This window comes from Primorskyibacter sedentarius (assembly GCF_004342065.1).
GTDB lineage: Bacteria > Pseudomonadota > Alphaproteobacteria > Rhodobacterales > Rhodobacteraceae > Primorskyibacter > Primorskyibacter sedentarius.
In genome coordinates this window covers 1-23363 of sequence record NZ_SLZU01000035.1, presented here as the reverse complement: position 1 = coordinate 23363, position 23363 = coordinate 1, and the positions used below count along the sequence as shown (strand labels likewise).

Annotated in this window: 19 protein-coding genes; 10 read left to right on the top strand and 9 right to left on the bottom strand. The window is 59.2% G+C overall.

Going from position 1 to position 23363, the window contains the following annotated elements:
• Positions 1-201: 201 nt before the first annotated feature.
• Complete coding sequence (locus tag EDD52_RS22125; RefSeq protein WP_132248796.1) at positions 202-837, bottom strand: sulfotransferase family protein; 636 nt, start codon at positions 835-837, stop codon at positions 202-204.
• A gap of 114 nt (positions 838-951) precedes the next feature.
• On the opposite strand from EDD52_RS22125, the gene EDD52_RS22120 reads away from it, so the two are divergent.
• Entirely contained in the window at positions 952-1920 is a 969-nt protein-coding gene (locus tag EDD52_RS22120; protein WP_132248795.1) for a LysR family transcriptional regulator, read from the top strand.
• A 476-nt stretch (positions 1921-2396) separates the two neighbouring features.
• Here EDD52_RS22120 and EDD52_RS22115 read toward each other — a convergent pair whose 3' ends face one another.
• On the bottom strand, positions 2397-3299 hold the full coding sequence (locus EDD52_RS22115; RefSeq protein WP_132248794.1) for a LysR family transcriptional regulator: 903 nt from the start codon (positions 3297-3299) through the stop codon (positions 2397-2399).
• A 107-nt stretch (positions 3300-3406) separates the two neighbouring features.
• Between EDD52_RS22115 and EDD52_RS22110 the strand changes: the two genes are divergently transcribed.
• From EDD52_RS22110 to EDD52_RS22100, 3 genes are all read left to right on the top strand, one after another.
• Positions 3407-4675, top strand: a complete 1269-nt coding sequence (locus tag EDD52_RS22110; RefSeq protein WP_243652069.1) for an aminotransferase class V-fold PLP-dependent enzyme — start codon at positions 3407-3409, stop codon at positions 4673-4675.
• Positions 4676-4772: 97 nt separating this feature from the next.
• Entirely contained in the window at positions 4773-5777 is a 1005-nt protein-coding gene (locus tag EDD52_RS22105; protein ID WP_132248793.1) for a TAXI family TRAP transporter solute-binding subunit, read from the top strand.
• Between the two features lie 79 nt (positions 5778-5856).
• On the top strand, positions 5857-7893 hold the full coding sequence (locus tag EDD52_RS22100) for a TRAP transporter permease (RefSeq protein WP_132248792.1): 2037 nt from the start codon (positions 5857-5859) through the stop codon (positions 7891-7893).
• 602 nt (positions 7894-8495) lie between these two features.
• Here EDD52_RS22100 and EDD52_RS22095 read toward each other — a convergent pair.
• From EDD52_RS22095 to EDD52_RS22085, 3 genes are read right to left on the bottom strand one after another with little or no spacing between them, the layout of a single operon-like run.
• A complete protein-coding gene (locus EDD52_RS22095; RefSeq protein ID WP_132248791.1) occupies positions 8496-9383 on the bottom strand; it encodes an SRPBCC family protein in 888 nt (295 codons plus the stop codon).
• Entirely contained in the window at positions 9376-9858 is a 483-nt protein-coding gene (locus EDD52_RS22090; protein ID WP_132248790.1) for an SRPBCC family protein, read from the bottom strand. The genes EDD52_RS22095 and EDD52_RS22090 overlap by 8 nt, the downstream gene beginning before the upstream one ends.
• A complete protein-coding gene (locus tag EDD52_RS22085) occupies positions 9855-10196 on the bottom strand; it encodes an ArsR/SmtB family transcription factor (RefSeq protein WP_207906075.1) in 342 nt (113 codons plus the stop codon). Before EDD52_RS22085 ends, EDD52_RS22090 begins: the two co-directional genes overlap by 4 nt.
• Before the next feature lie 416 nt (positions 10197-10612).
• Between EDD52_RS22085 and EDD52_RS22080 the strand changes: the two genes are divergently transcribed.
• On the top strand, positions 10613-11155 hold the full coding sequence (locus EDD52_RS22080; RefSeq protein WP_132248788.1) for a phasin family protein: 543 nt from the start codon (positions 10613-10615) through the stop codon (positions 11153-11155).
• Between the two features lie 257 nt (positions 11156-11412).
• Here EDD52_RS22080 and EDD52_RS22075 read toward each other — a convergent pair whose 3' ends face one another.
• From EDD52_RS22075 to EDD52_RS22065, 3 genes are all read right to left on the bottom strand, one after another.
• Positions 11413-12237: an aldo/keto reductase gene (locus tag EDD52_RS22075; protein WP_132248787.1), complete on the bottom strand. Its 825-nt coding sequence runs from the start codon at positions 12235-12237 to the stop codon at positions 11413-11415.
• Positions 12234-13205, bottom strand: a complete 972-nt coding sequence (locus EDD52_RS22070) for a TIGR03571 family LLM class oxidoreductase (RefSeq protein ID WP_132248786.1) — start codon at positions 13203-13205, stop codon at positions 12234-12236. The genes EDD52_RS22075 and EDD52_RS22070 overlap by 4 nt, the downstream gene beginning before the upstream one ends.
• Positions 13206-13267: 62 nt before the next feature.
• Entirely contained in the window at positions 13268-14449 is a 1182-nt protein-coding gene (locus EDD52_RS22065; RefSeq protein WP_132248785.1) for an MFS transporter, read from the bottom strand.
• Positions 14450-14533: 84 nt separating this feature from the next.
• On the opposite strand from EDD52_RS22065, the gene EDD52_RS22060 reads away from it, so the two are divergent.
• Entirely contained in the window at positions 14534-15430 is an 897-nt protein-coding gene (locus EDD52_RS22060) for a LysR family transcriptional regulator (RefSeq protein WP_132248784.1), read from the top strand.
• Between the two features lie 442 nt (positions 15431-15872).
• Positions 15873-17369 carry a Fic family protein gene (locus tag EDD52_RS22055; RefSeq protein WP_165907644.1) on the top strand — a complete coding sequence of 499 codons (1497 nt, stop codon included), beginning with the start codon at positions 15873-15875 and terminating at the stop codon, positions 17367-17369.
• 275 nt (positions 17370-17644) lie between these two features.
• Here EDD52_RS22055 and EDD52_RS22050 read toward each other — a convergent pair whose 3' ends face one another.
• The gene (locus EDD52_RS22050; RefSeq protein ID WP_132248782.1) at positions 17645-19195 is read right to left on the bottom strand and encodes a winged helix-turn-helix domain-containing protein; all 1551 of its coding nucleotides are present in this window, start codon (positions 19193-19195) and stop codon (positions 17645-17647) included.
• A 560-nt stretch (positions 19196-19755) separates the two neighbouring features.
• Between EDD52_RS22050 and cysK the strand changes: the two genes are divergently transcribed.
• The 3 genes from cysK to EDD52_RS22030 all read left to right on the top strand — a co-directional run.
• A complete protein-coding gene (cysK, locus tag EDD52_RS22040; RefSeq protein ID WP_132248781.1) occupies positions 19756-20835 on the top strand; it encodes a cysteine synthase A in 1080 nt (359 codons plus the stop codon).
• Between the two features lie 3 nt (positions 20836-20838).
• A complete protein-coding gene (locus EDD52_RS22035; RefSeq protein WP_132248780.1) occupies positions 20839-22302 on the top strand; it encodes a pyridoxal phosphate-dependent decarboxylase family protein in 1464 nt (487 codons plus the stop codon).
• A 468-nt stretch (positions 22303-22770) separates the two neighbouring features.
• Positions 22771-23363, top strand: a 593-nt coding sequence (locus EDD52_RS22030) for a transposase (RefSeq protein ID WP_132248779.1), incomplete at its 3' end; no start/stop codon positions are given.

The following is a 23363-nucleotide window of genomic DNA, read 5'->3' as shown; positions in this document are numbered from 1 at the left end:
CCACCTCCGGGCCATTTGGGCTGCGGTCATCTGCTGGCTTGCGGCCCACCTGAAGTCGCCGACAACGCGAATTCCTGTCGCTCAGGCGGTCTGAAAGCGTTGTTCAAAGCCGACGATTTGGTTCCTTTCAGTTATTGGCAAGCCGGGAGTATGCCCGGCCCATGCCGAACGCCCCGTAGCCGCAGATTTCAGTGTGTTGGATCAGGCCGCGGGTTTTTGCGTCCCGGACTTCACAGACGAGAAGAAATCGGCCCGCGCATTGGTCTTGGGGAAAGCCACATCCGGCACGTCAACGCCAAGAAAGCGGCAGAGCGGTTCCCATCCGTCGCGGACGCTGAACACCAGGGCCTTGCCCTGTGCCTCCAGATCCCGCGCGGCTGCTTCGTTGGCGCGGTAAGCCTTCAGAATACCGTCCCTGTCGATATGGCCGCCCAGGGCCCTGCCGATGATGACCCTCTCGATCATCTCAAACCAGGGAGTCGCGTTTGGCGGCCAGGCCCCCTTGTCGAGGATCAGCGGCAGGATGGTCTGGGAAAAGCTGCCATACCAATCCCCGGCCTCGCGATGCGAAAGAATGACTTTGGCGTCTGGCGTGGCCGCAAGCACGTCTTGCCAGTAGGCCGAAACCGGGAAATCCACGGCTGATCGAAAGCCCGAGAAGATCGCGTCAAAGTCGGGACGCCCCTCTGTCACTGCGGACCAGGCTTCTATCTGCCTGGGGTCACCGATGACCTCGGACATGTGGTGGCATGGGCCGAAGCCCAAATGCTCCAACGCCGCCTTCAGTGAGTAAGTCCCGGTTCGACCAAACCCCGCGCCAATGATTTCCAGTGCCATTGCGTGTCACCTCCTCTATGAATAGGATAAATCAACTTCTCTTGATCTGCGTCTATTGAGGCCCAATATGACCCATTTGTCCTTAAAAAGTCGAACGAAACGATTTCATACATCATGAATGAAATTGATCTAAATCGCGTCGACCTTAATTTGCTGGTTGTTTTCGAGTCTTTGATGGAGACCCGCAGCGTTACGTTGACAGCAGAAAGGATCGGGCGCACCCAGTCGGCGGTCAGCCACTCGCTTGGCAGGCTGAGGGAGCAACTCGACGATCCCGTGCTGGTCCGGGTCGGCGGCAAGATGCACCCCAGCCCATTCGCCGAGACGATCATCGAAGATGTCCGGCCCATCCTGCGCAGCATCCGCCGCGTGATCGCGCCGCGCAACCTGTTTGACCCGGGCCAAAGCGACCGGGTGTTCCGTATCGCCATGCCGACTCTGACCAAAGTCATTGCAGAGGTGTCAGCACGGGTTGAGGCCGAAGCACCCAGAGTAAAGATCGAGTGGCTGCCAGCGCATCACGATGTTTATCCGGCGCTCACCGAAGGATTGATCGACCTCGCCCATCTGGGCGGACAGCCGCGATTGCCGGATGGCCTGGATCAGCAGATCATGGAGCCGTTTTCCTGGGTGACTTTCGCGCGGCAGGGTCACCCGGCAGCCACGGACTGGGGGATCGACGCCTGGCGCAAATACCCGCATGTCATGGTCAATGTCACGAGGTCGCAGCAGAATCCCTTTCCGGCCACGCCCTCCTCCGATGCCGGTGGGCGGCGGGTCAGCGCGATGATAGGGGACTCGGCCGGTGTAGCTTCGCTCCTCGCGAATTCTGATTTTCTGGCCACGTTCCCGGCGGTCTTGCTCGCTTGGGATATGGAGGCGCACGGCCTGATTGCGATGAAACCACCCGTCGACCTCGGACAGGTTCTTGTTCGCTTTTTCTGGAGCTCGCGCCTTGCCAACGATGCCGGTGGCATCTGGATCAGATCGATCGTGATCGAGGCATACCGCCGCCTGCAAGCTAAAGCAGAGGCGAAACTTGCCGAGCCAAGACTTCTCCAGCCGTCCAGGCGACCGGCTTGATTGGAGCATCGTGCGCCGACGAAACCGAGCAACCGAGCCACTTCGTTGCGCGTGTCGTCTCAGAAAAGTCCCGCACTGCCGTCATCTGGCTATCCAAAATGCTGCACGATGAACGAATGGCCGGTCTGGTGACGCTGCGCCGCACAGACAGACAAGCTGGCCAAAGACCGATCAGGGCCGTCATCGGTTGTGGTCTCCCAGGGCGGCTTCCAGTCATTCGCTGCGGGTGCGAGGCGAACGTGCCAAGACGTTAGGAGCTGACTTTCAAATAATCTCGAGACGATACACTTCTCTGCACTGTCACGCTTCAAGACGGCGAAGAGCCCAGATTGACAAATGCTGCGCAATGAAAAATCTTTGCACGGACGTACATGTCTTCTCTGTCAGCCTACCATCAATCGTCAGACTGGCCAACGCACGGCTGGATTGAGCCAGTATGTCTCGCAGCGGATGCATAGGAAAAAACAACCAGAGAACTATGTGAAATACGGTTTCTTGAAATCCGCCGATTCTCGGATATCGTCCGCGATCCGAGAGAAGAGCGCCTCATGCGGCGATGGATAATATACCACGCAATATTTCAGCCTTGGTAGTCTGGGGGTGGTAATTAGTTCCGCGATCCGTCCGCTGTTGATCAAGGGAACGAGGTACTCGCGGGGGGTTATGCATAGACCTCGGCCGGCAACAGCCAGACCCACCATCGCATGTAAACTGTCGACTCTGACGCTGTGTCGGGTGGTGATTCCGAAGTTGGCGAACCACTCGCTGATGTTCTTGGAAAAGCCTGAGGTTCTGCCTTGGGTGATGAAATCGAGCTCCTGCAAATCAGAAATTTCCAGAATTTTTTCATCCGGCACCAAACCCGGCTTGGCGATCAGTGTGATCTCGATGTCAGCGACCGGTTGGATATGTGCATTGGACTGAAACGGCATTTCAGGCACCACGATCAAATCAAGCTCGCCAGTCTCAAGGCTGCTGTGCAAATTGCGGCTCATATCGATGGTCAGCTCGAACTGAATGTCCGGGTTGGCGGCAAAGGAGGCTTCGAGGAACCGCGGTAGCCACGTCAGGCTTGAAAGTTCGGTTACGCCAAGCCTGACAAGCGTGGCAATTGCCCGACCTTCCTTGCTAAATGAAGCGAGGTTATCAAAACTTGCCACGGTTTCCCGCGCCTGACTGACGAACTGTTCGCCTTCGGGTGTCAAGATCGCTTGCCGTTTGGTTCGGTCAAAAACCAGAAACCCCATCGTTGCCTCAAGCTCTTGAATGCGCTTGGTAATCGTGGACTGCGTAAGGTGCAGGCGGCTTGCAGCGCGATCAAAGGTGCCGCTATCCACCACTGCCAGTAATGCAATCAGCTGGTTGTAAGTCAGGCTCATTTCATTCCCAAATTCGATAATATATCATCATAATTCATCACTATTAATCACCTGTCAAATGAGCCAGTCTCGGCGCAACGACCTCCATACCCACAAAGGAAAGATCTGTGTCCGGGCTCAAACCAATATCCGGTGACCTCGAACTTATCGCCGCCATTCGGGACCGGTTTGCAAATGTCGAAAGCTGCCCCTTCGGGGGACCGCGCATCTATTTCGAGAATGGGGGCGGTGCACTGACGCTGAAATCGGTGATTGAAACCTCAGCCCGATTTGCGGGCATCCCCGACAATCAGGGGCGCGACAACCCAGCGGCCAAGACACTGGCCCAGGTGGTGGATAAGGCCAAGGCAGATCTGGCAGTTTTCATGAATGCAGGGTCTGGCCAGTTCATTGCTGGCGAGACAGGGACCGAGCTGCTGTACCGAATGATCCGTACCGCCTGTGTCAACGCCCCCAAGGGCAGCAAGGTTATCGGTAGTTCGATCGAACATCCCTCAAGTCGCAGCGCGGCGCGGCATTGGGCAGGGATCACTGGCATGACCTATGTGAATGTGCAACATGACGCGCCGAGCGGTGTTGTCACCGCCGAGGATTATGCCGCCTTGATGACGCCCGACGTGGCCGTGGCTACGATCCTGCATGCCTCGCCAGTCACGGGGATCGGCATTGATGTAGTGGCAATTGCCAAGGCGATACGGGCCGTGGCCCCGGACTGCGTGATCATCGTCGATGGCATCCAGCACGCTGCACACGGTCAGTTGGATTTGTGCGCCTACGACGTCGATGGCTATGCGATCTCGCCCTACAAGGTTTTTTCGCGGCATGGCTACGGCATCGCCTGGATTTCCGACAGAATGACAGCATTCGCGCATGAGGCCCTTGTCGGTGGCCCCGCCCGAAACTGGGAATTGGGAACACGTGACGTGGGAGCCTATGCCGCGATCTCGGATGTCATCGCTTATTTCGACTGGCTGGGTGGCGAAGTGTCGGATGAAACAGACCCTCGCAAACGGATCGAGGCCGCAGGTCAGGCGATTCATGACTATGAGGCTGATCTGACAAATGCGCTGATCAACGGGACGGAAAACCTTTTGGGGCTTCGGCACATGGAAGGGGTGAGCATCCTTTCCGGTGCGGATAATCCTGCGCGGGTTGGAACGGTTTCATTCGTGGTCGACGGCATGGCCTCGACCGAAATCGTGCAGCGATTGCAAGACCACGGCATCCGAACACATACGCGCACAGCAGATCACTATAGCGGCAACATCCTTCATCCGCTAAAACTTCCCGACTGCATCCGCATTTCGATGTGCCACTACAATACCAAGCAAGAGATTGCCCAGGCATTGAGAGCGATCAAGACAATCGTCGGTTAGCGTAAGCAAGCAGACGTTCCAACGGCGGGCCAAAAAAGCCAAATCAAGGCGGCCTCAAAGACAATCGATCACAGTACAATTCAACAAGGAGGATCCTATGATCAAAACACTTAAAACGGCTGCGGTGAGCGCGGTTCTGGCCCTTGGCGTGGCCGGTACGGCTGTCGCCCAAGAGCTTACGTTCTTTACCATCGGGACAGGCGGTACAGCCTATACCTATTACCCGATCGGCGGCGTCATCGCGAACGCGATTTCCAAGCCCCCAGGATCGCGCGAATGTGGCGACGGCGGGTCCTGCGGCGTCGAAGGGTTGATCGCATCGGCCGTTTCCTCGCGCGGGTCGGTCGATAACGTCAATGCCATCATCTCTGGTCTGCGCAATTCTGGCTTTGCGCAGTCGGACGTCGCCTATTGGGCCTACACGGGTACGGGCACCATGGAAGGCAGTGCACCCGCCACCGATCTGCGCACCATCGCCGCGCTCTTCGAAGAGCACATTCACCTTGTCGCCATGGCTGATAGCGGCATCAACTCCGTCGCCGATCTGGCGGGCAAGCGTGTGTCGCTCGACGAGCCGGGGTCTGGTACATATGTAGACGCTCTGTTGATCATGGAGGCCAATGGTCTTTCGGTTGATGATCTGACACCCGAGGCGCTCAAGGGCGGTGCAGCATCAGAAGCCCTGCGCAACGGCAAGATCGACGCTTTCTTTGTTGTGACCGGATACCCAACGGGTTCCCTGGTGGAACTGGCCTCGGCTGCTGACATCAAACTCGTGCCGATCGACGGTGCCGGCGCAGAGGCGCTGGTCGAGAAATACGGCTTCTTCTCTGCCTCGGACATCCCTGAAGGCACCTATGAAGGCGTCGAAGGCGTGAACACGGTTGCCGTGGGCGCCCAATGGTTCACCTCTGCCCAAGCGGACGAAGAGCTGATCTACAACATCACCAAGGCACTGTGGAATGACGAGTCCCGCAAATTGCTTGATGTGGGTCACGCCAAAGGTCAGGCCATCACGCAGGAAACGGCGCTCGCAGGCGTGGGTGTGCCCTTGCATGCGGGAGCAGAGCGTTTCTATCGCGAAGTCGGTTTGCTGAAGTAAATCGCAGTACCTGTAACTGGCCTCGGGCGCCTGTTCGCCCGAGGTTTTTCTTTTTGATTGCAGCTTGAGGGGCAGAGCCATGACCGCTGACACCACACCAGAGCTCACCCCGGAACAGCTGGCCGAGATCGAGCGCAAGTTTGACCCTGAAACGGCGTTCAGACCCACGGGAAGAACGCTCGGGATCATTGTCACTTCGGTTCTGGTGGCGATGTCTGTGTATCACTTCTACGCGTCCGGTTTTGGCTTGGTGCGCGAGCTTTTGCATCGCGGCATCCACCTGTCCTTTGTCCTTGGTCTGGTCTTCATTCTCTTTGGTATTCGCAAGACCGATCCGGCGATGCCTCCGCGCGCATGGTACCGCTTTGACGGTGTACCGCTGGTTGATATCGCGCTGGCCCTGCTGGCTGTCGGCGCGGCCTTGTATCTGCCGCTTCTGCCACCGGCTGCATTGGCGCAGCGGGTCGGCAACCCGTCACCGGCGGACATTTTCATGGGGTCTGCTCTGCTGGTCCTGACGCTCGAGGCCACGCGCAGAAGTGTCGGGCCCACGCTGCCAATCATTGGCCTGCTGTTCATTGCTTTCGCCTATTTCGGCCCATGGATGCCGGGCGCGCTCAAGCACGGTGGGTCGTCCTGGCTGGGGATCATCAACCATCTGTATATGACCAATCAGGGCATCTACGGCATCGCCATCGGCGTGATGGCACAATATGTATTCCTCTTCATTCTCTTTGGGGTTCTGGCGACGCGGATCGGGCTGGGGCAGCTATTCATCGACCTCGCGATGGTCATCGCTGGCCGCTATTCGGGTGGGCCGGCCAAGGTCGCCATCTTTTCCTCGGCCTTCATGGGCACGATCTCTGGCTCTTCTATCGCCAACACAGTTACCACCGGCGCACTGACCATTCCGGCAATGAAGCGGGTGGGGTATCCGGCGCATTTCTCTGCTGCGGTCGAGGCCACTGCATCAACCGGGGGGCAGATCACGCCGCCTATTCTTGGCGCAGCGGCCTTCATCATGGTCGAGTACCTCGAAATTCCCCTAAGGGATGTTCTGGCGGCCGCTCTCTTTCCGGCGCTTCTGCACTACTTCGGCATCTTTATCATGGTGCATCTTGAAGCCAAGAAACTTGGCCTGCGAGGATTGCGCGCTGAAGAACTGCCCAAGATGGGTGTTGTCCTCAAGGATCATTGGCTGAGCCTGATCCCGCTGGTAATTTTGGTCTATCTTATCCTTTCCGGCAAAACCCCGGATTTCGCAGCGGTCTACGGCATCATCGCCTGTCTCGTCGTCGGTTTCCTGAACCCAACACACCGGCTGAGCATCAAGGATCTTTGGGAGGGGCTGGCCTCAGGTGCCAAAAACACGCTGGCCGTGGGCGCGGCGGCGGCAACTGTTGGCGTTGTTGTTGGAGTGGTCACACTGACCGGCGTCGGGTTCCGACTTGGCTATGTTGTCGTGCAGACAGCAACCGACATTGGCACGATGCTGAGCTCGCTACCGGTCTTGGGGTATTTCGCAGTGACGCAATGGGCGCTGTTTACTTCGCTCATATTGATTGCGATTGCCTGCATCATCATGGGGGCCGGGATTCCGACGACGGCGACCTATATCATCCTTGTCGCCGTTGCAGCCCCGGCGCTGGCTCAGCTTCAGGTCGAACCACTCGTCGCGCATTTCTTCGTGTTCTATTACGGTGTGCTGGCCGACATCACGCCACCCGTCGCTCTGGCAGCCTATGCCGCGGCCGGGATTGCAGGATCCAATCCATTCAAAACGGGGAACACAGCCTTTCGTTTGGGGATCGCCAAAGCGCTGGTGCCCTTCGTATTTGTCTATTCACCTGCACTGCTTCTCGTCGCAGACGGGTTCACTTGGTGGGCATTCACGGTCACCCTGATCGGAGCCATGCTGGGCATCGCGTCGTTGGGCGTTGCCTTCTCTGGCTTTCTTTTCTCAAAACTGAAGACTTGGGAGCGTTGGTGGGTCGCGCTTGTCTCTTTCCTTTTCATTGCTCCGGGTCTGCTCACGATGGGTTTGGGCATCGCCTTGATGTTACCAGTTTTAGTAATTCAAATTGGGCGGCGGAATAAGGCAATGCAGGCAGTTTAAGGCCAGACTCTGACGACGCTTGCATATCCACTCAAAACTCAAAGCGGGCCAATTCAGGTCTGCTGATGGCTGATTGCGGTCAGTAGGAAACAGTGCGACGAATTCAAATCTTGTCCGCACTGTGTCAGTGTTCACTTTTGAATATCGCGTTTGCAGAGAATGGCTGCAACGACGGGCCGCGATGCAGCATCATGAGCGGTGGTTGAAGGTCCGGCTTGGGCCGTCCTTGACTGCGGCATAGATCACGCTGCGGTTTGTATTGGTTCGTTTTCGTAGTCCTCTCGGTCTGGCTCGTGACGGTCCAGCGGCCTGGGCGAACAAGGATGGCAAGCTTCGAAGAAGCAGTCTGTCCGGGTGAGTGTCACAGTCTGTAGTGCAGGCGCCATCGCAATCAATGATCACGAGGCACGGGTTCAGCTCACTGACGGCATGGCGGTGACCCTGTTTACCACTTCTGGACCAGCTATTGCATAATGTAGTCGTGCTTTGTTTCGAAGGCGCCAGCTACCGCCAGAACCATGATGCCGACCTGATACCGGAACAGGCGGCCTGACAATGTCTGCATCCGGCTCGTTCAAGCGGAGATGACCGACCACCGCCTTTCAGTCGGCCCCGACGAAACGGGCCAGTTTGCCCAGGGTCTGTAGCCCCAATTCCACCGCACCGAAACCTTTGGCGTCCTGGTACGCGGCAGCCGTGCTGAAAACCATGCCGAGCGTCACTTCGGTCGACCCGTCGGCGTCCTCGAACGAAACCCAAGCGTCGGCGTGCTTCGGTCCGTTCTCTCCCCACAGGAGAGTGTATCCGATCCGCTCTTCGGTCCGGAACTCCCGGTAAAGGTGGTGGTTCGGGAAAACCGTGCCATCCGGCGCGATCATGTCGAAGACCCATTCACCGCCCGGGCGCAGATCAATTCTCTGGGTGCGGCAGCTGAACCCGTCCGGCCCCCACCACTGGGGCAGCGCGTCCGGATTTGTCCACGCCTGCCACACCACCTGTCGCGGTGCCTGGATCCTGCGCCGCAGCGCCATGGTCCGTTCGGCCACGCCCGCCAGATTGTCCAGCCCCGCGTTGAAACCTTGCCGGTAGTCTGCTTCCATGTCGCCCGCCGCAGACGAAAACTGAACCGTCAGCATCAACCGGCTGCCGACATCGGTGTTCGCGAAATCCGCCGTGACCAATGCTGCCGATTGCGTCACGTCACCGGACGAGATCACCTCGTAGTTCACGCTGCGCACTGCTGGTCTGAGCTCCAGCCAGCCGCATTCACAGCGGATGTCGGGCTGGCCTTCGACCTTGCAGAGCGAGATCTCGCGCCCGCCCGCCCTCGTGTCGGCTTCAAGGAACTCGACAGTCACCGCCGGCGAGGGCGCGGCCCAGAGCGACCGGGCGGCGGGCGCCGTCCAGGCATGCCACAGCGTCTCCACCGGCGCGCCCACGTTGCGCTCGAAGGTTAGTGTCGCAAAACGGGTGTTCATTTCATCAGGCATTGCTCATCAGACCCTGCGCATAGGCCTCCAGTTGCGTGGCCACGGTGCCCCAGCCGTCGAAAAAGCCCATGTCCTCATGCGACTTACGCGACTCGGGATTGCGATGGCGGGCGATGGCCGTATAGGTCGTATTGCCATCGGCGGCATCCGCCAGCAGCAGGATCGCGGTCATGAAAGGTTCGGGCGCGGGCTTCCAGCCTTCGGTATAGGCGTCGGTGAACACGAGCTTCTCGTTCGGCACCACGTCCAGGTAGACGCCGTGATTGTCCATCAGGTTTCCGTCCACCTCGAAGGTCGTGTTGAACCGCCCGCCGACCCGCAGGTCGATATCCACCGCGGTCACCTTGTGCGGTGCGGGAACGAAGAAGTGCGGAACATGCTTCGGATCGGTCCAGCAGTCCCAGATTAGCTGCCGCGGTGCGGCCAGCGTGCGGGTGAAACTCAGGTCGGTGTTCGGATCCAGATCCGGTTTCATTTGGCGCGCTCCTCCATCAGCTTCATTACGTAGTCATCCATCCGATCGAGCCTGGCTTCCCAGATCTCCCGCTGTTCATCGAGCCATGTCCGCACCGGAGCGAGTGCCTCGGGCACGATGGCGCAAGACCTCACGCGCCCGTCCTTCGACGTGGCGATGAGTCCCGCCTCCTCCAGCACGGACAGATGCCGCATCACGGTAGGCAACCGCAGTCCCGTGGGCTTGGCCAGTTCGGTCACCGGCGCCGGCCCCTCGGCCAGACGCGTCACGATCGTCCGCCGGGTCGGATCGGCCAGCGCGTGAAAGAGGCGTGAAAGGTCGGGCTCATGCTTAGCCATATGGCTAACTAACATCCCTCCAACGATCCGGCAAGGGAAACTTCGCCAGTTGGCTAAGTTTTCTTCATGGCCTTCGCCATGCTCAGACACGGCGTGCCGATGGCGGCCAATTACTGGAAGTCGGCAGACCCAGCGAGCGCCGCTCCTCAAATGCTGCCGAATGCACGAACGGCCGGTATTGGGGAACCGCATTGCAGCACCGCTTGCCTGACGAATGTCCAGAGAGGGCCGCTCCTTCCAATTGATTACCAATAGCCGAACGGAAGATTCGCCCCCCGTAAGAGACCAGCACCATTTTGCGGACACCCCAAGATATTTATCGAACTACGGCAGTGTGGCGGTTGTAATGCTGCAGTGCGGCATTACATGTTTATCAACAGCAACGAACCACCCTATTCTCCAGAAGGAGTGTCCACATGACCACGCAAAACACCCAAACCGCTATGTTCGACATCCAGAACCTGTTCAACCCCAAAGGCAGCCAAGATCTATTTAAGACGATGGCCAGCATGAACGAGCGCATGACTGCGATTTTTGTGGAAGCAGGCACCCGGTCGGTCGAGATCATGACTGCTACCACGAAGCAATCGCTGTCGAACCTCAGCGAGGTCGCACAGGTCCACGAGGAGCCCGCTGAATACACCAAAGCTTACAGCGAATTTGCGCAAAAGCAGATGGATCTCCTGAAGCGCTCCGCGCAAGAAGTCGGCGAAGTGAACCAGAAAGCTGGCACCGAGACGCAAGAGCTGATTTCAGAGGTCGGTGAAGAAGTGAATGGCAAGTTCGCAGCCAGCGCCAAAGAGGCCGGTGAGAAGCTCACAGCCAACGCTAAAGAGGCCAGCGAGCGGCTCACGGCCAGCGCCAAAGAAGCCACGGACAAGGTCAAATCTGCCGCCAAAGACGCCGCAGACAAAAGCACTTCTGACAAAACTGCTTCGGCTTCCAAAAAGTCCAGCTAAGGCATCATTCTCTTAATCTGTGACATGATGTGCGGCGGGTTCTGTGATGGACCCGCCTTTTTTTGTTAGGGGTGTCAGCACATTGTGTCAGTCCGCTGTACGACGTTTAACTCAACAAAATGCTGCACTATGAATGAATGGCCGCAATGACGGGCCGCACCGCAACATCTTGAAGTCATGGCCAAGGTCCGCAACGGGCCGAAGGCTGAAGTCGACGCGTATAGGTCCTGCAGTGTTTCTGCAGGACCAGTGAAATATCAGTCCCACTCAGGCGCGAGTGTTTCAGGGCTTACCAAGCGCCCTTCGGCTGTGCCAAGGGCATCAATTCGGGCGACCTCCTCTGCGCTCAGCATGATTTCCGTTGCGCGTAGATTGCCGGCAAGTCGGTTCTTGTTAGCGGTCCGGGGCAACGCGATGCTCAGTGGGCGCGTCAGAATCCAGGCCAGGGCAATCTGGGCCGGGCCTACATTATGTGCGGCGGCAATATCGCGCAACGTGGCGTTCTCCATGACTTTGCCTTGCGCCAGCGGCGAGTATGCCTCAACCGCAATACCCTTGCTCGCGAGGTGAGCGATCATCCGGGTTTGGTCGATCAGCGGATGCAGTTCGATCTGGTTGGCGGCCAATGGCGTGTTCAAAGCAGACTGTGCTTGATCGACCATAGCCATGGTGAAATTCGACACGCCCCCATGACGGACTTTGCCCGCAGCAATCAAAGTATTCAGGGCGTCAATGGTGTCGGCAATCGGGACTTCCTTTGAGGGCCAGTGCAAGAGTAGCAGGTCGACATAGTCCGTCCCCAGTCGTTTCAAAGACGCGTCGGCGGCAGCGATGAAGGCTTCTGGCGAGAAGTGCTCGGGCAGGATTTTGGTGGTGAGGAACAGATCATCGCGACGGACATCGGAACGGCGCAAACCTTCGCCGACTTGCTCTTCGTTCTCATAGGCCTGCGCTGTATCAATATGGCGGAACCCTTCGGAAAGCGCCGCGGCCACCATGTCGGCTAACGTATCTTGCTCAAGCTGAAAGGTGCCGAAACCCAAGGACGGAATTTGGGCGGGGCCGATAAGGGTGATACTCATTGTGTTGTCTCCATAGTTTTTTCTTGCGCAAACTCAGGCATGATGTGCTCGGCCAATTCGGCCAGAACGTCCTCGATTTCGCGTTGCGATTGGCGCAGGTTGAAGGCGATGTGGGCGATCCCTGCAGCGTGCAGGGAACGAACGTGAGTGGTTAGAGCATTGCGACCGATACGGCCCCCGAACTGGATCGGCCGGAAGGGCGCATCGGGATCAGGGTCAAGATCCAGGTGCATGGCGGTCAGGACTGGCGCGGGGGGCAGGCCAGCATCGTTGCGCGCCTGACGCCACATCGACAGGCGACGTTCGGCCTGCTCAGGAGGGCCGGGATAGGTGAACCAGCCGTCCAAGGTGCGTGCGATCCATTGCAGGCTTTGCTGGCCCATCCCGGCCATGACCATCGGGATACCTTCTGGCACATAGGGGCGCACGGTGACGGGGCCTTGCGGCCCGTGCAACGCATCCCCTGACCAGAGGGTGCGCATCTGTTCGACGCGATCGCGCAGGGTGGCTCCGCGGGCCTCATAGTCCAGGCCCATCAGCGGGTATTCCACCGGACGATCCCCGGACGCGATGCCAAGGATAAACCGCTCACCCGACAGATGGTGCAGGCTGGCCGTCATCTTGGCCAGGAGGATCGGATCCCGCAGCGGCAGGACGATACCCGCAGTGCCAAGCGCGATGCGCCGCGTGCGGCCTGCCAGAAAGCCGAGATAGGGGAACGGATCGAAGACCTGTCCCGCATCCCCGAAGCTGGGATCGTGAACCGGCACGTCCCGCAGCCAGACCGCATCAAAGCCAAGGTTCTCGGCCAACTCCACGCCCTTGGCGGGGTTTGTGGTGTCTGGCACACCAAAGGGGCGCCCCTCGATACGGGCACGGCGTTGCCCGGCTTCAGACCAGTCGCGGTCCAGTGGCAATTCGATGCCAAAGGTCATGCGGTCTTTGTAAATCAGATTTAGGGCAGACATGATACGCAGCTCCAGTTCATTGGCTTGCCTCGCCGCACCAAGATACGGCGAGGCAAGCAAGGTTATTCGGCAGCGACGGCTTGGGGCATTGTCGCGTTCAGTCGGCCTGACAGGCGCACCAGAACGATCCCGACACCCACCACTCCGGCAGCGATGTAGGGCGCAGCGGCAAGGCCGATGCCTTCCACCACAAGCCCCCCAGCCCATGCACCCCCGGCAATTCCAAGATTGAACGCGCCGATGTTCAGGCCGGACGCCACATCAACCGCACCCGGCGAGACTTCGCGTGCGATTTGCACGACATAGGATTGCAGCGGCGGAACGTTGGCGAAGGCAAAGCCGCCCCAGAAGGCCGCAACCGCGATGGCTACAATCGGGCTGGTGAGGAACGCGCCGAGGGCGACCAGTGATATGGCAAGGCCAGCAAAGATCACGGTCAGGGACGGCACTGCACCGATGCGGTCGGCCAGTTTACCGCCTGCAATGTTCCCCACGGCGACAGAAGCACCGTAGAGCAACAGCACAAGGCTAACCGCTCCCGCAGACAGCCCCGTGACTTCATTCAGCATCGGCGCAAGGAAGGTGAAGGCGATGAAGTTGCCGCCATACCCCACAGCCGTGATCAGATAAACCAGCAGAAGTCGTGGCGAGGTCAGCACCTGCAACTGCGCCTTGATCCCCGCTGACGCGGTCTTGGTCAGATTGGCAGGCACCAGTACGGCAGAAGCGATAATGCCGATCACACCCAGCGCGACAACGCCAAGGAAAGTCGACTGCCAGCCGAAGTTTTGGCCGATGAACGTGCCCAAGGGAACACCCGTCACCAGCGCGACTGTCAAGCCAAGAAACACCAGTGCAATGGCCGAGCTTTCCTTTTCGGGCTCCACCAGATCGGTCGCGATGGTCGACGCAATGGCAAAGAACACACCGTGAGCGAGACCGGTGATGAAACGCGCAGCGACAAGGCTGCCATAATCCGGCGCAAAGGCCGCGTAGGCATTTCCCAACGTGAACAGTGCAAGCAAGAGCAGCAACAATGTCTTGCGCGGCACACGGTCAGCCATGGCGGTCAGAACTGGGGCGCCGATGGTCACGCCAAGCGCATAAAGACTGACCAACAGGCCAGCAGAAGGAATAGAAACGCCAAGATCGGCGGCAATGGTGGGAAGCAAGCCGACGATGACGAACTCGGTCGTTCCGACGGCGAAAGCGCTGATGGTCAGCGCCCAAAGGGCAAGTGGCATCGGTTTTCTCCAACAAATTTGATGTCGACGCCGTATATGCCTGCCGCTATCTATTGCGAGAACAGACAAGTTTGGAATGGATCATTGCAGAAACTGCATGAATTGCTGCGCATGGGCGATCTGGCTGCCTTTGTCGGGATCGTCGATGATGGGGGCTTTGCTGAATCTGCACGGCGCAGAGGGGTGTCTGCCTCTACGCTCAGCCGGTCAGTCACGCGGCTGGAAGAGCAATTGAAGGTCACACTGTTGCGCCGCACGACGCGGTCCATCGAAATCACCCCCGAAGGCGCCGCAGTTCTGGCTGAGGCGCGCGAGATTCTGGACCGCAGTGAAACCCTGCAGGAAATCGCAACAAGCAGCCGGGCCCCCGCCGGGCCACTGCGTGTAAACGCACCGGTTTCCTATGTTCTGCATGTTCTCGCCCCGCGGCTGGCTGAGTTTCACGCGCAATACCCCGGCATCCAGTTGTCTATCGACATGACAGACGCGCTGGTGGACCTGATCGGCAGCCACGCGGACGTTGCAATCAGGCTGGGAAAGTTGCCTGATAGCGACTTGTTGCATCGCCCCTTGGGGCGCACGACTTGGAAACTGGTGGCTACATCGGACTATCTGGATCGCAACGGCTGGCCCAAGACGCCAGCCGACCTCGCACAGCTGGAGCAAGTGCGGTTCGCGGCACCAGATCATATCAACACGCTGCGCTTCGCTGGCCTGTCCACCCCCGTGACGGTGCCCCCCGCCCTGACCGCGGGCAATGGAGAGGCCGTGCGCCAGATGGTGTTAGGCGGCCTGGGAATCGCACGGTTTTCCGACTTCATGATCGCAGATGACCTGCGCGCGGGCCGCCTGACTGAGCTGTTCCCTGGCCAGCTTGATGCGGACCCGCTGGATATCTCCGCGCTCTATCTCACCCGCGTTTCAGGGCTACGCCGGTTGGGTGCCTTCCTCGACTGGTTGGGAACCATTAACATAGGCTGAGCGATACACGCGCGCTTTCCCAAAGCTGAACGGTGGCGGAACCAGCAAAGCATAACCACACCGATATTGCTCACCGTCAGCACAATATTGGTATGTTTTTTCGCCGATATCCCCTTGCTGAAAGCTACACCGCGGCGCCAGCCCCTTACGGAAAATGTTGATATGAGTGCTTCCATTTGCCACCAGAAGGGCCAGCATTGCTTTTGAAACAAGGTTCTTGTGGAAACTCTGAGGGGGAACGCAAGTGTGCTAAGTCTCAAAAATTTCTTCGAGAGGGCTCCGAGCGGATCGCTGCGAGTATCCTCGACATTTACTTGAGCTTGGACGACATCATTTACTTGAAATTGGACCATGATGTTTACTTGATAACGGACAAGACTATATACTTGTAATTGGACGCATGTGATGAATCGGGACGGTTATGGTAGCCAAACGGAAGATCTTGGCCGACGCGATGGAAGCCCTGCACACCTTGCAGAAGCAAGGACATCTTGTTGTTCGCAGCGGCGAGATCGACCCGGTGAGGATCAAGGCGCTAAGAAAGGCGGGCTATCTTCAGCCCATCATGAAGGGCTGGTATCATCTGTCGGACCCCAGTGTGCGTCCTGGTGACACGACGCCGTGGACGATGGCCTACTGGTCATTTGTCCAGAGATACTGCGAGCATCGTTTCGGTAGCGACTGGGTTCTCAGTCCTGAGATTTGCCTTAACCTGCATACTGGATCTCAGGTGCCGGTTACCCAGATGATGGTGCATGCCCCCAAGGGAGGTAACAATGCTGTCGAACTCCCTGGTAAGCGGTCGCTCTTCGATCTGAGGGTCAGGGAGCTTCCTGAGCAGGGACGGAGGATGCAGCTGCCGAATGGGCTGAGGGTCTACACTCCGGAGGCCACGCTGATCCATATGGCAGAGAATTGCTATCATATGCAGGCTATGTCGGTGGCAGCACTGATGGGCAGCTACCGCAATGTCGATGTCCTGTTGCGCGCGGTGGTGGGCGGGGCGCACAGGCGCCCGGGTAACCGCCTGATTGGCGCGTTCAAGCACTTGGGGATGGTCAATCACGCCAAGCGCCTGGCCGATGGCATGCGCCGCGCAGATATGGATCTGAGGAATGAAAACCCCTTTAAGGGGGAAGGCATTGCTGTTGTTCCTGGTGCGGCCCCGATCTCTAACATGTTGCGAGCGATATGGCAGAGGGACCGACAAGCGATCATTGACCTGCTACCGGCCCCGGGAGGGCCTGTGGAAGTCGACGAGGTGCTTGGGCAGATCGACGATGTCTACACCCATGATGCCTGGAACTCGCTCTCGATCGAAGGTTATCGGGTCTCCGAAGAGATGATCGAGAAGATTCGCAGCGGTAGCTGGGACCCGGAGGCCGACAAGTCGGACGCCACCTCTCGTGATGCTATGGCCGCAAAGGGCTACTGGAATGTTTTCCAGTCTGCCCGCGAGGTGGTGAAAACATCCATCGAGCGAGGTGAGCCGGTCTCGGTGCGCGACAATCTAAGCGATTGGTATCAGGATCTCTTCGAGCCGTCGATCGACGCAGGCATCCTGACGCGAAGCCAACTGATCGGATATCGCAATCACCCGGTATTTATTCGCACAGCCAATCATGTGCCCCCGGCGTGCGAAAAGCTTATGGATGCGATGGAGACCTACTTCGACCTCCTTGACGAGGACGAGCATTCCGGAGTGCGCGCGGTGCTTGGTCACTGGCTTTTGGGCTACATCCACCCTTATCCCGACGGAAACGGGCGCCTCGCTCGTTTCGTGATGAACGCGGTGCTCGCGAGTTCGGGCTATCCATGGGCTGTGATCCGGCTCGATCAGCGGAGGCGCTATATGCAGGCTCTCGACGCTGCGAGTTTTGGAGGCGATATCGCTCCCTTCGCGAAGCTGATAAGTGAGCATCTTGGCAACAAGCCCTGACAGAAAGGCTATGTCTCGAAGCGTATCGGCGCGCCAACACGCTTCGAGCCTTACTCCACAGCACGGAATGGTCACCCAAAGAGGGACGCCATCAACATTTACCGTCAGGGGCTGGACCGCGGCGGTGCGCTTCTTTGCGAACGGCTGGTAAAGGCCGTGACCGCCGCGACCCCGCATGACCGATCCGAACCCGGCTCGATGATCGCCAAGGGTATCAATTACACTTGGTGGCCACGCAGAGGAAGATGGCCAAGCTTTGGTGGCCTTCAGATCCGTCAAAAACCCTGCTTTGCCAACTCGGCGGCGATCCGTGTGCGGGACGCTGCATCGCGGGTTGGAAAGGCGGTGAAGTAGTCGGCCTTCGTCGCATCTGGCTTTTGGTTGCGGATGCCCCGCCGCAGGCGGCCAGCGCGCTCGTGCCGACCGGCCAACCCATTGGCCGCAAGTGCGATCATCCCGATGAGGTAGTGGGCGCCTGGCTGTATCGCGGCGCGGTCGGCCCATGTGGCAGCGGCATCGTAGTCTTCCTGCTGCATGAGCAGCTGCGCGCGCACGCCATGCACTCCATAGAGAAGCGGGTCAAGCGGGCTGAGATGCAAAGAAGTCTCCAGCGCCGGGATTGCCGTTCCCGCATCGCCGATCAGCATCGCCGTAAAGGCCGCGGCATAGAAGCCCTGTGCGTAGTTCGGGTTCAAAGTCGTCGCTCGCGAAATCCACTCGGCTGCCACATGCGGCTGGTCGGTCAACCAGAACGACCTGCCCATCGTGAAGTTGGCGAAAGGATCGAGCGCGTCCAGTTCCAGCGCCCGCTCGGCGTGCCGCCGCGCGGCACGTGTCGCAGCTGCTCTGTCGGCATCGAGGCGCAAGAAGGCCGCAAGGAAGCTTGTAAAAGAAAGCCCCGCATGCGCGCGGGCGAAGGCTCGTTCGGACGCAATCGAACGTTCGAAGCAGGCCCGCGCCTGCTTCGTGTCCGCCGCGGTAAAGCGATAGAGATGTCGGAGGCCGACATGATAGTTGGCCCAAGCATCAAGATCCTCGAGCCTGTTGAGCTGAGCGACGCGCGCTTCGTTGAAGGGAATGTGCGCCTCGAGCGCGGCAACCACGTGGGCGACGATCCGCGTCCTCAGTTCATCCATGCTGTCGAGGGCGGACTCGAGCCGGTCGGCCCAGAGCACCTGCCGGGACCCCGACTCCACGAGCTCCAGCGTGACCGCGAGCCCGGTGCCGCGCCGCTCGATGACCCCGGTGAGGACGTAGCGCGCCGACAGGGCCGTCGCGACCAGATCGATTTCGGGCGCGCCAACCCCGAAGCGGAACGAAGATCCACGCGCGATGACCGCCAGCCAGCGCAGCCGTGATAGTGCCTCGATGATTTCATGCGGGATCGCCTCGCCCAGGACGGTGAGGTCGGGCTCTGCCCCGAGCGGCCTGAAAGGAAGAATTGCGATCGACGGCCTTCCAGAGAACTGCACAGGAAGACGATTGGTCTCAGTGTGCGATGTCGCTCGCGCAGGCGCCAACGCCTTGACCTCCGCGACGAAGCGGAACCCCCGCCCGTGGACTGTCTGGATCACCTGTTGCCGGGCGCCGTCATCATCCACCGCCTGACGCGCTGAGCGGATGCGGCTCGAAATGCTGGCGTCCGAAACCGCTCGCCCTTGCCAGACTTCCTCCACAACCTCGTCCTTGGAGACCATCCTGCCATGGTTCCTGACGAGATGAATTAACAAGGCAAGCACTTGGGGCTCGAGAGACACGGGAACGCCGTGGCGCGCAAGCTGGAACAGATCAGGGTCGAGATGAAAATCTCCGAACGTCCAAGCCATGAGCAATTCTACACTAAGTTCGGCATGTCCTACAGGAAATCTTCAGATTGCCTTCAAGCACTGGGCGTGGCGTCGCGGTAGGCTCGACGGTGCCGGGGGGACTGGCCTTCCAGCATCGCAACAAGGGAACCAGGATGATGACGGAAAAAGCGATTGAAGCACGGAGGTTTGCTCCCCCAACCGACGGCTCGACATGAAGGCGATGGGCGGGATCTCGATCCTCCAGATGTCGGTCGGCAGCACTGGTATGCGCGCTGTCTCCGAACCGGGCTGGACCTGAGAAATGGACAGAAAGCTCTTGCTCGGGTCGCCGGATAGCTGCCCGATGCGGCACACCGGATACTGCATCTCAGGAAAGCCGGTTGTGCTCATGCTGGACACCGGAGCGGAAACGCCGATCAGCATGGGCGTCGTCATTGAAATTCCCCGGGTCACGACGCCTATATGGATAGCGCCGAACGGATCGAACTGTTCTTTTTGCCCCGACCGAACACCAGCACTGTTCGCACAGGGCGCTGCGGCAGTCCGCCCACAACCCTGAACAAAACCGGAGAAAAGTCATGGATGTCACGACGGCACATACCACAGAGGGCCGCGGCCGCCTTTACGCCAGCCTGCTCGACACGATCGGCAACACACCCGCCATCAGGATCAACCGCCTCGCCCCAAAGGGCGTGGAGCTTTACGTCAAGGCCGAGTTCTTCAACCCGGCAGGCTCAGTAAAGGACCGACTGGCCTTTAGCATCATTGACGAGGCCGAACGGAATGGCAGCTTGCGCCCTGGCCAGACAGTGGTCGAGGCGACATCGGGCAACACCGGGATCGGGCTCGCCATGATCTGTGCTGCGAAAGGCTACCCGCTGGTGGTCACGATGGCCGACAGCTTCTCTGTCGAGCGGCGTAAGCTGATGCGGATGATGGGGGCTAAAGTCGTGCTTACGCCGAGGGCCGAAAAGGGACTCGGGATGTATCGCAAGGCGGTAGAGCTCGCCGACGCCAACGGCTGGTTTCTTGCCCGCCAATTCGAGACTGACGCCAATGCCCGCATCCACGAGAACACGACGGCTCGGGAAATCCTTGCAGATTTCGACGGGCGCCGCCTCGACAGCTGGGTCACCGGCTACGGCACGGGCGGGACGGTGACGGGCGTAGCCCGCGTTCTGCGCCGCGAACGACCGGAGACGCGGATCATCCTGTCCGAACCTGCCAACGCGCAGCTTCTCGGCAGCGGTCATGTGCAGGCCCGCAATACCGACCACTCTCCCGCCGAGAGCCATCCGGCTTTCGAGCCGCATCCGATCCAGGGCTGGACGCCCGATTTCATTCCTCAAGTCTTGCAGGAAGCCGTGGACGACCGGCTCTATGACGAGCTAATTCCCGTCTCCGGCCCCGACGGCATCTCGTGGGCGCAGAAACTCGCGAAGTCCGAAGGCATCCTGACTGGCGTCTCCGGTGGCGCGACATTCGCCGTTGCCATGAAGGTCGCCGAGCGGTCAGATCCCGGCGCGGTCATCCTTTGCATGTTGCCCGATACCGGCGAGCGCTACATGACGACACCGCTTTTCGATGCGATCCCCGAGGAGATGACCGAAGAAGAGGCGGCGCTGTCTCGATCAACCCCCGGCTATCGGCTGGAATGATCCATGACGAATGAACCGGAAACGCTTGACCCTGGTGATTGGGACGCCCACCGCGCCGTCGCCCACCGGATGGTGGACGATGCCGTCGACTACATCCGGGACATTCGGTCCCGGCCGGTCTGGCGGGACATGCCGCCGACTGTGCGAGTGCGTCTTCGAGAAGGGGTGCCCCGGGACGGCCAGAAGCTCGACGAGATCTATCGCCAGATCGAAACGGACCTCATGCCCTATCCGATGGGCAACATCCATCCGCGGTTCTGGATGTGGTATATGGGAGCCAGCAATTTTACCGGAGCCTTGGGGGATTTCCTCGCCGCCATCCTCGGCTCCAACCTTGGCGGAGGCGACCACGCCGCAGCCGAGATCGACAAACAAGTCGTTGGTTGGCTGAAGGAGATGGTGGGCTATCCGACCTCGGCCAGTGGAACACTGGTCTCTGGTGGGTCGATGGCGAACCTGATTGGTCTAACTGTTGCCCGAAACGCGATGTCCGGCATCGACCTGCGAGAGCTCGGCCTCGCGGCGCTGACCGCGCCAATGCGGTTCTATGGCTCCGACCAGATTCATTCCTGTCATCAGGTCGCAGTCGAAACGATGGGCCTGGGCAACCGGGCGCTGCGCCGTGTGCGTTCCGACGCCGCTTGCCGGATGGACCTTTCCGCGCTGCGCGACGCCATCGCCGAGGACCGGGCAGCCGGTATTCAGCCTGCCTGCGTCATCGCGACGGCCGGGACCGTCAATACCGGGGCCATCGACGACCTCGATTCCATCGCCGATCTCTGCGCTGCAGAGGGTCTGTGGATGCACGTGGACGGCTGCATCGGTGCACTTCTCGCCATCGCGCCCAAGGGTCGCGCGCTGGTGCACGGGCTCGACCGCGCGGATTCAATCGCACTTGATCCGCACAAGTGGCTTCACGCGCCTTTCGAGGTCGGCTGCGCGCTGGTGCGGGACGCCGGGGCGCATCTCGGAACGTTCTCGACGACGCCGGAATACCTGGAAAGCGCATCGCGCGGCATCTCCTCAGGCACTTGGCTGCACGACTTCGGGCTCCAGACCTCGCGCGGGTTTCGCGCCCTCAAGGTCTGGATGGCGCTCAAGGAGCACGGCTTGGCAAAGTTCGGCCGACTGATCGATCAGGATCTTTTCCACGCACGCTACCTGTCCGAACTGATTACGAACACCTCCGGGCTGACGCTGTGCTTTCCCACCGCCATCAATATTGTCTGTTTCCGCTACGATCCCGGCGGCTTGTCCGAAGAGGCGCTCATGCAACTAAACACGGAGATCATGGTGCAGATGCAGGAGGCTGGCATCGCCGCCGTGTCGGACACCACGGTGCAGGGGCGTCACTGCCTGCGCGCGGCGATTAACAACCACCGGACAATACCTTCCGACTTGGATTTAGTTGTTGCAGAAGTTGTTCGGCGAGGACGGGCGCTCAATGCGGAAGCGATAGCCGACTGACGGGTTGCCGTTGCGAGTGGCGAGAGGTCGCAAACGTGCGGACCCGAGCAAGCACGGTCTGGGGCGCTGCTCTGCTTCACACAATGATCCTGTACTCATCAACGGTGGGCTACAGAGCTGGTGGTTCGTGGCCATTGAACTTCTGATCAATCTTTATGAGCCGCGCAGGAGTCCCCCCAATTACAATTTCGAATGCAACGATCAGACCGAAGGGCGTATTCCGTCGAAAAACTCCAATACAGTGCGTTGACGCTGAAACCGGCAGAACAAATTTCTGATTTACTCAAAAACTCAACGGCACCACAGCGCCGTAATCAGTTCATCAGGGAACGAATTTTCACTTTTCCAAAATTTGCAGATGCAGCAAAGAGTTGTTCCACAGAATGGGCGTATTTTGTTGAAAAACTCGTGCTTGATCGGCGAGTGAACTGCTGATTCAATTCTTCTTGCGAGCGGGAGGATTGACGGATGTTGGGACCGAGACAGGAAGCGCAGGCGGCGTTGTTTTATGAGTTCTCGTTGGAAGATCACGTTCCCCAAGATCACCTGCTGCGGTCGATTGATCGCTTCGTCGATCTGAGCAGCATCCGCGCGCATCTGGCGGATTACTATAGCCACACCGGGCGTCCATCGGTCGACCCGGAGCTGCTGATCCGCATGCTTTTGGTGGGCTATTGCTTTGGCATCCGATCCGTGCGGCGGCTCTGTGAAGAGGTCCATTTGAACCTCGCCTATCGCTGGTTCTGTCGGCTCGATCTGAATGACCGTATTCCTGACCATTCGACCTTCTCCAAGAACCGTCATGGCCGTTTTCGAGAGAGTGAGTTGCTACGCCATCTGTTCGAGACGACCGTAGCCTGTTGTATCGAAGAAGGCCTCGCCAGCGGACAACGTATGGCAGTGGATGCCAGCCTGATCGAAGCGGATGCCAACAAACAGAACTCGACGCCGAAGGAAGAATGGGACGCGTCGAGCATTGATCCCGCAGATGCGCCTCGTGCGGTCCGCGAATATCTCGACACCCTGGATGAGGCGGCATTCGGTGGGGCCAGCGAGGTTCA

Excerpts from the sequence above, each read along its gene's own strand:
- EDD52_RS22075 (WP_132248787.1), bottom strand. The coding sequence starts at position 12,237 with ATGAGTATCACCCTTATCGGCCCCGCCCAAATTCCGTCCTTGGGTTTC.
- EDD52_RS22065 (WP_132248785.1), bottom strand. The coding sequence starts at position 14,449 with ATGCCACTTGCCCTTTGGGCGCTGACCATCAGCGCTTTCGCCGTCGGA.
- EDD52_RS22125 (WP_132248796.1), bottom strand. The coding sequence starts at position 837 with ATGGCACTGGAAATCATTGGCGCGGGGTTTGGTCGAACCGGGACTTAC.
- EDD52_RS22105 (WP_132248793.1), top strand. The coding sequence starts at position 4,773 with ATGATCAAAACACTTAAAACGGCTGCGGTGAGCGCGGTTCTGGCCCTT.
- EDD52_RS22115 (WP_132248794.1), bottom strand. The coding sequence starts at position 3,299 with ATGAGCCTGACTTACAACCAGCTGATTGCATTACTGGCAGTGGTGGAT.
- EDD52_RS22070 (WP_132248786.1), bottom strand. The coding sequence starts at position 13,205 with ATGTCTGCCCTAAATCTGATTTACAAAGACCGCATGACCTTTGGCATC.
- EDD52_RS22090 (WP_132248790.1), bottom strand. The coding sequence starts at position 9,858 with ATGAAACCGGATCTGGATCCGAACACCGACCTGAGTTTCACCCGCACG.
- EDD52_RS22120 (WP_132248795.1), top strand. The coding sequence starts at position 952 with ATGAATGAAATTGATCTAAATCGCGTCGACCTTAATTTGCTGGTTGTT.
- EDD52_RS22080 (WP_132248788.1), top strand. The coding sequence starts at position 10,613 with ATGACCACGCAAAACACCCAAACCGCTATGTTCGACATCCAGAACCTG.
- EDD52_RS22100 (WP_132248792.1), top strand. The coding sequence starts at position 5,857 with ATGACCGCTGACACCACACCAGAGCTCACCCCGGAACAGCTGGCCGAG.
- EDD52_RS22085 (WP_207906075.1), bottom strand. The coding sequence starts at position 10,196 with ATGGCTAAGCATGAGCCCGACCTTTCACGCCTCTTTCACGCGCTGGCC.
- EDD52_RS22035 (WP_132248780.1), top strand. The coding sequence starts at position 20,839 with ATGACGAATGAACCGGAAACGCTTGACCCTGGTGATTGGGACGCCCAC.
- EDD52_RS22050 (WP_132248782.1), bottom strand. The coding sequence starts at position 19,195 with ATGGCTTGGACGTTCGGAGATTTTCATCTCGACCCTGATCTGTTCCAG.
- EDD52_RS22095 (WP_132248791.1), bottom strand. The coding sequence starts at position 9,383 with ATGCCTGATGAAATGAACACCCGTTTTGCGACACTAACCTTCGAGCGC.
- cysK (WP_132248781.1), top strand. The coding sequence starts at position 19,756 with ATGGATGTCACGACGGCACATACCACAGAGGGCCGCGGCCGCCTTTAC.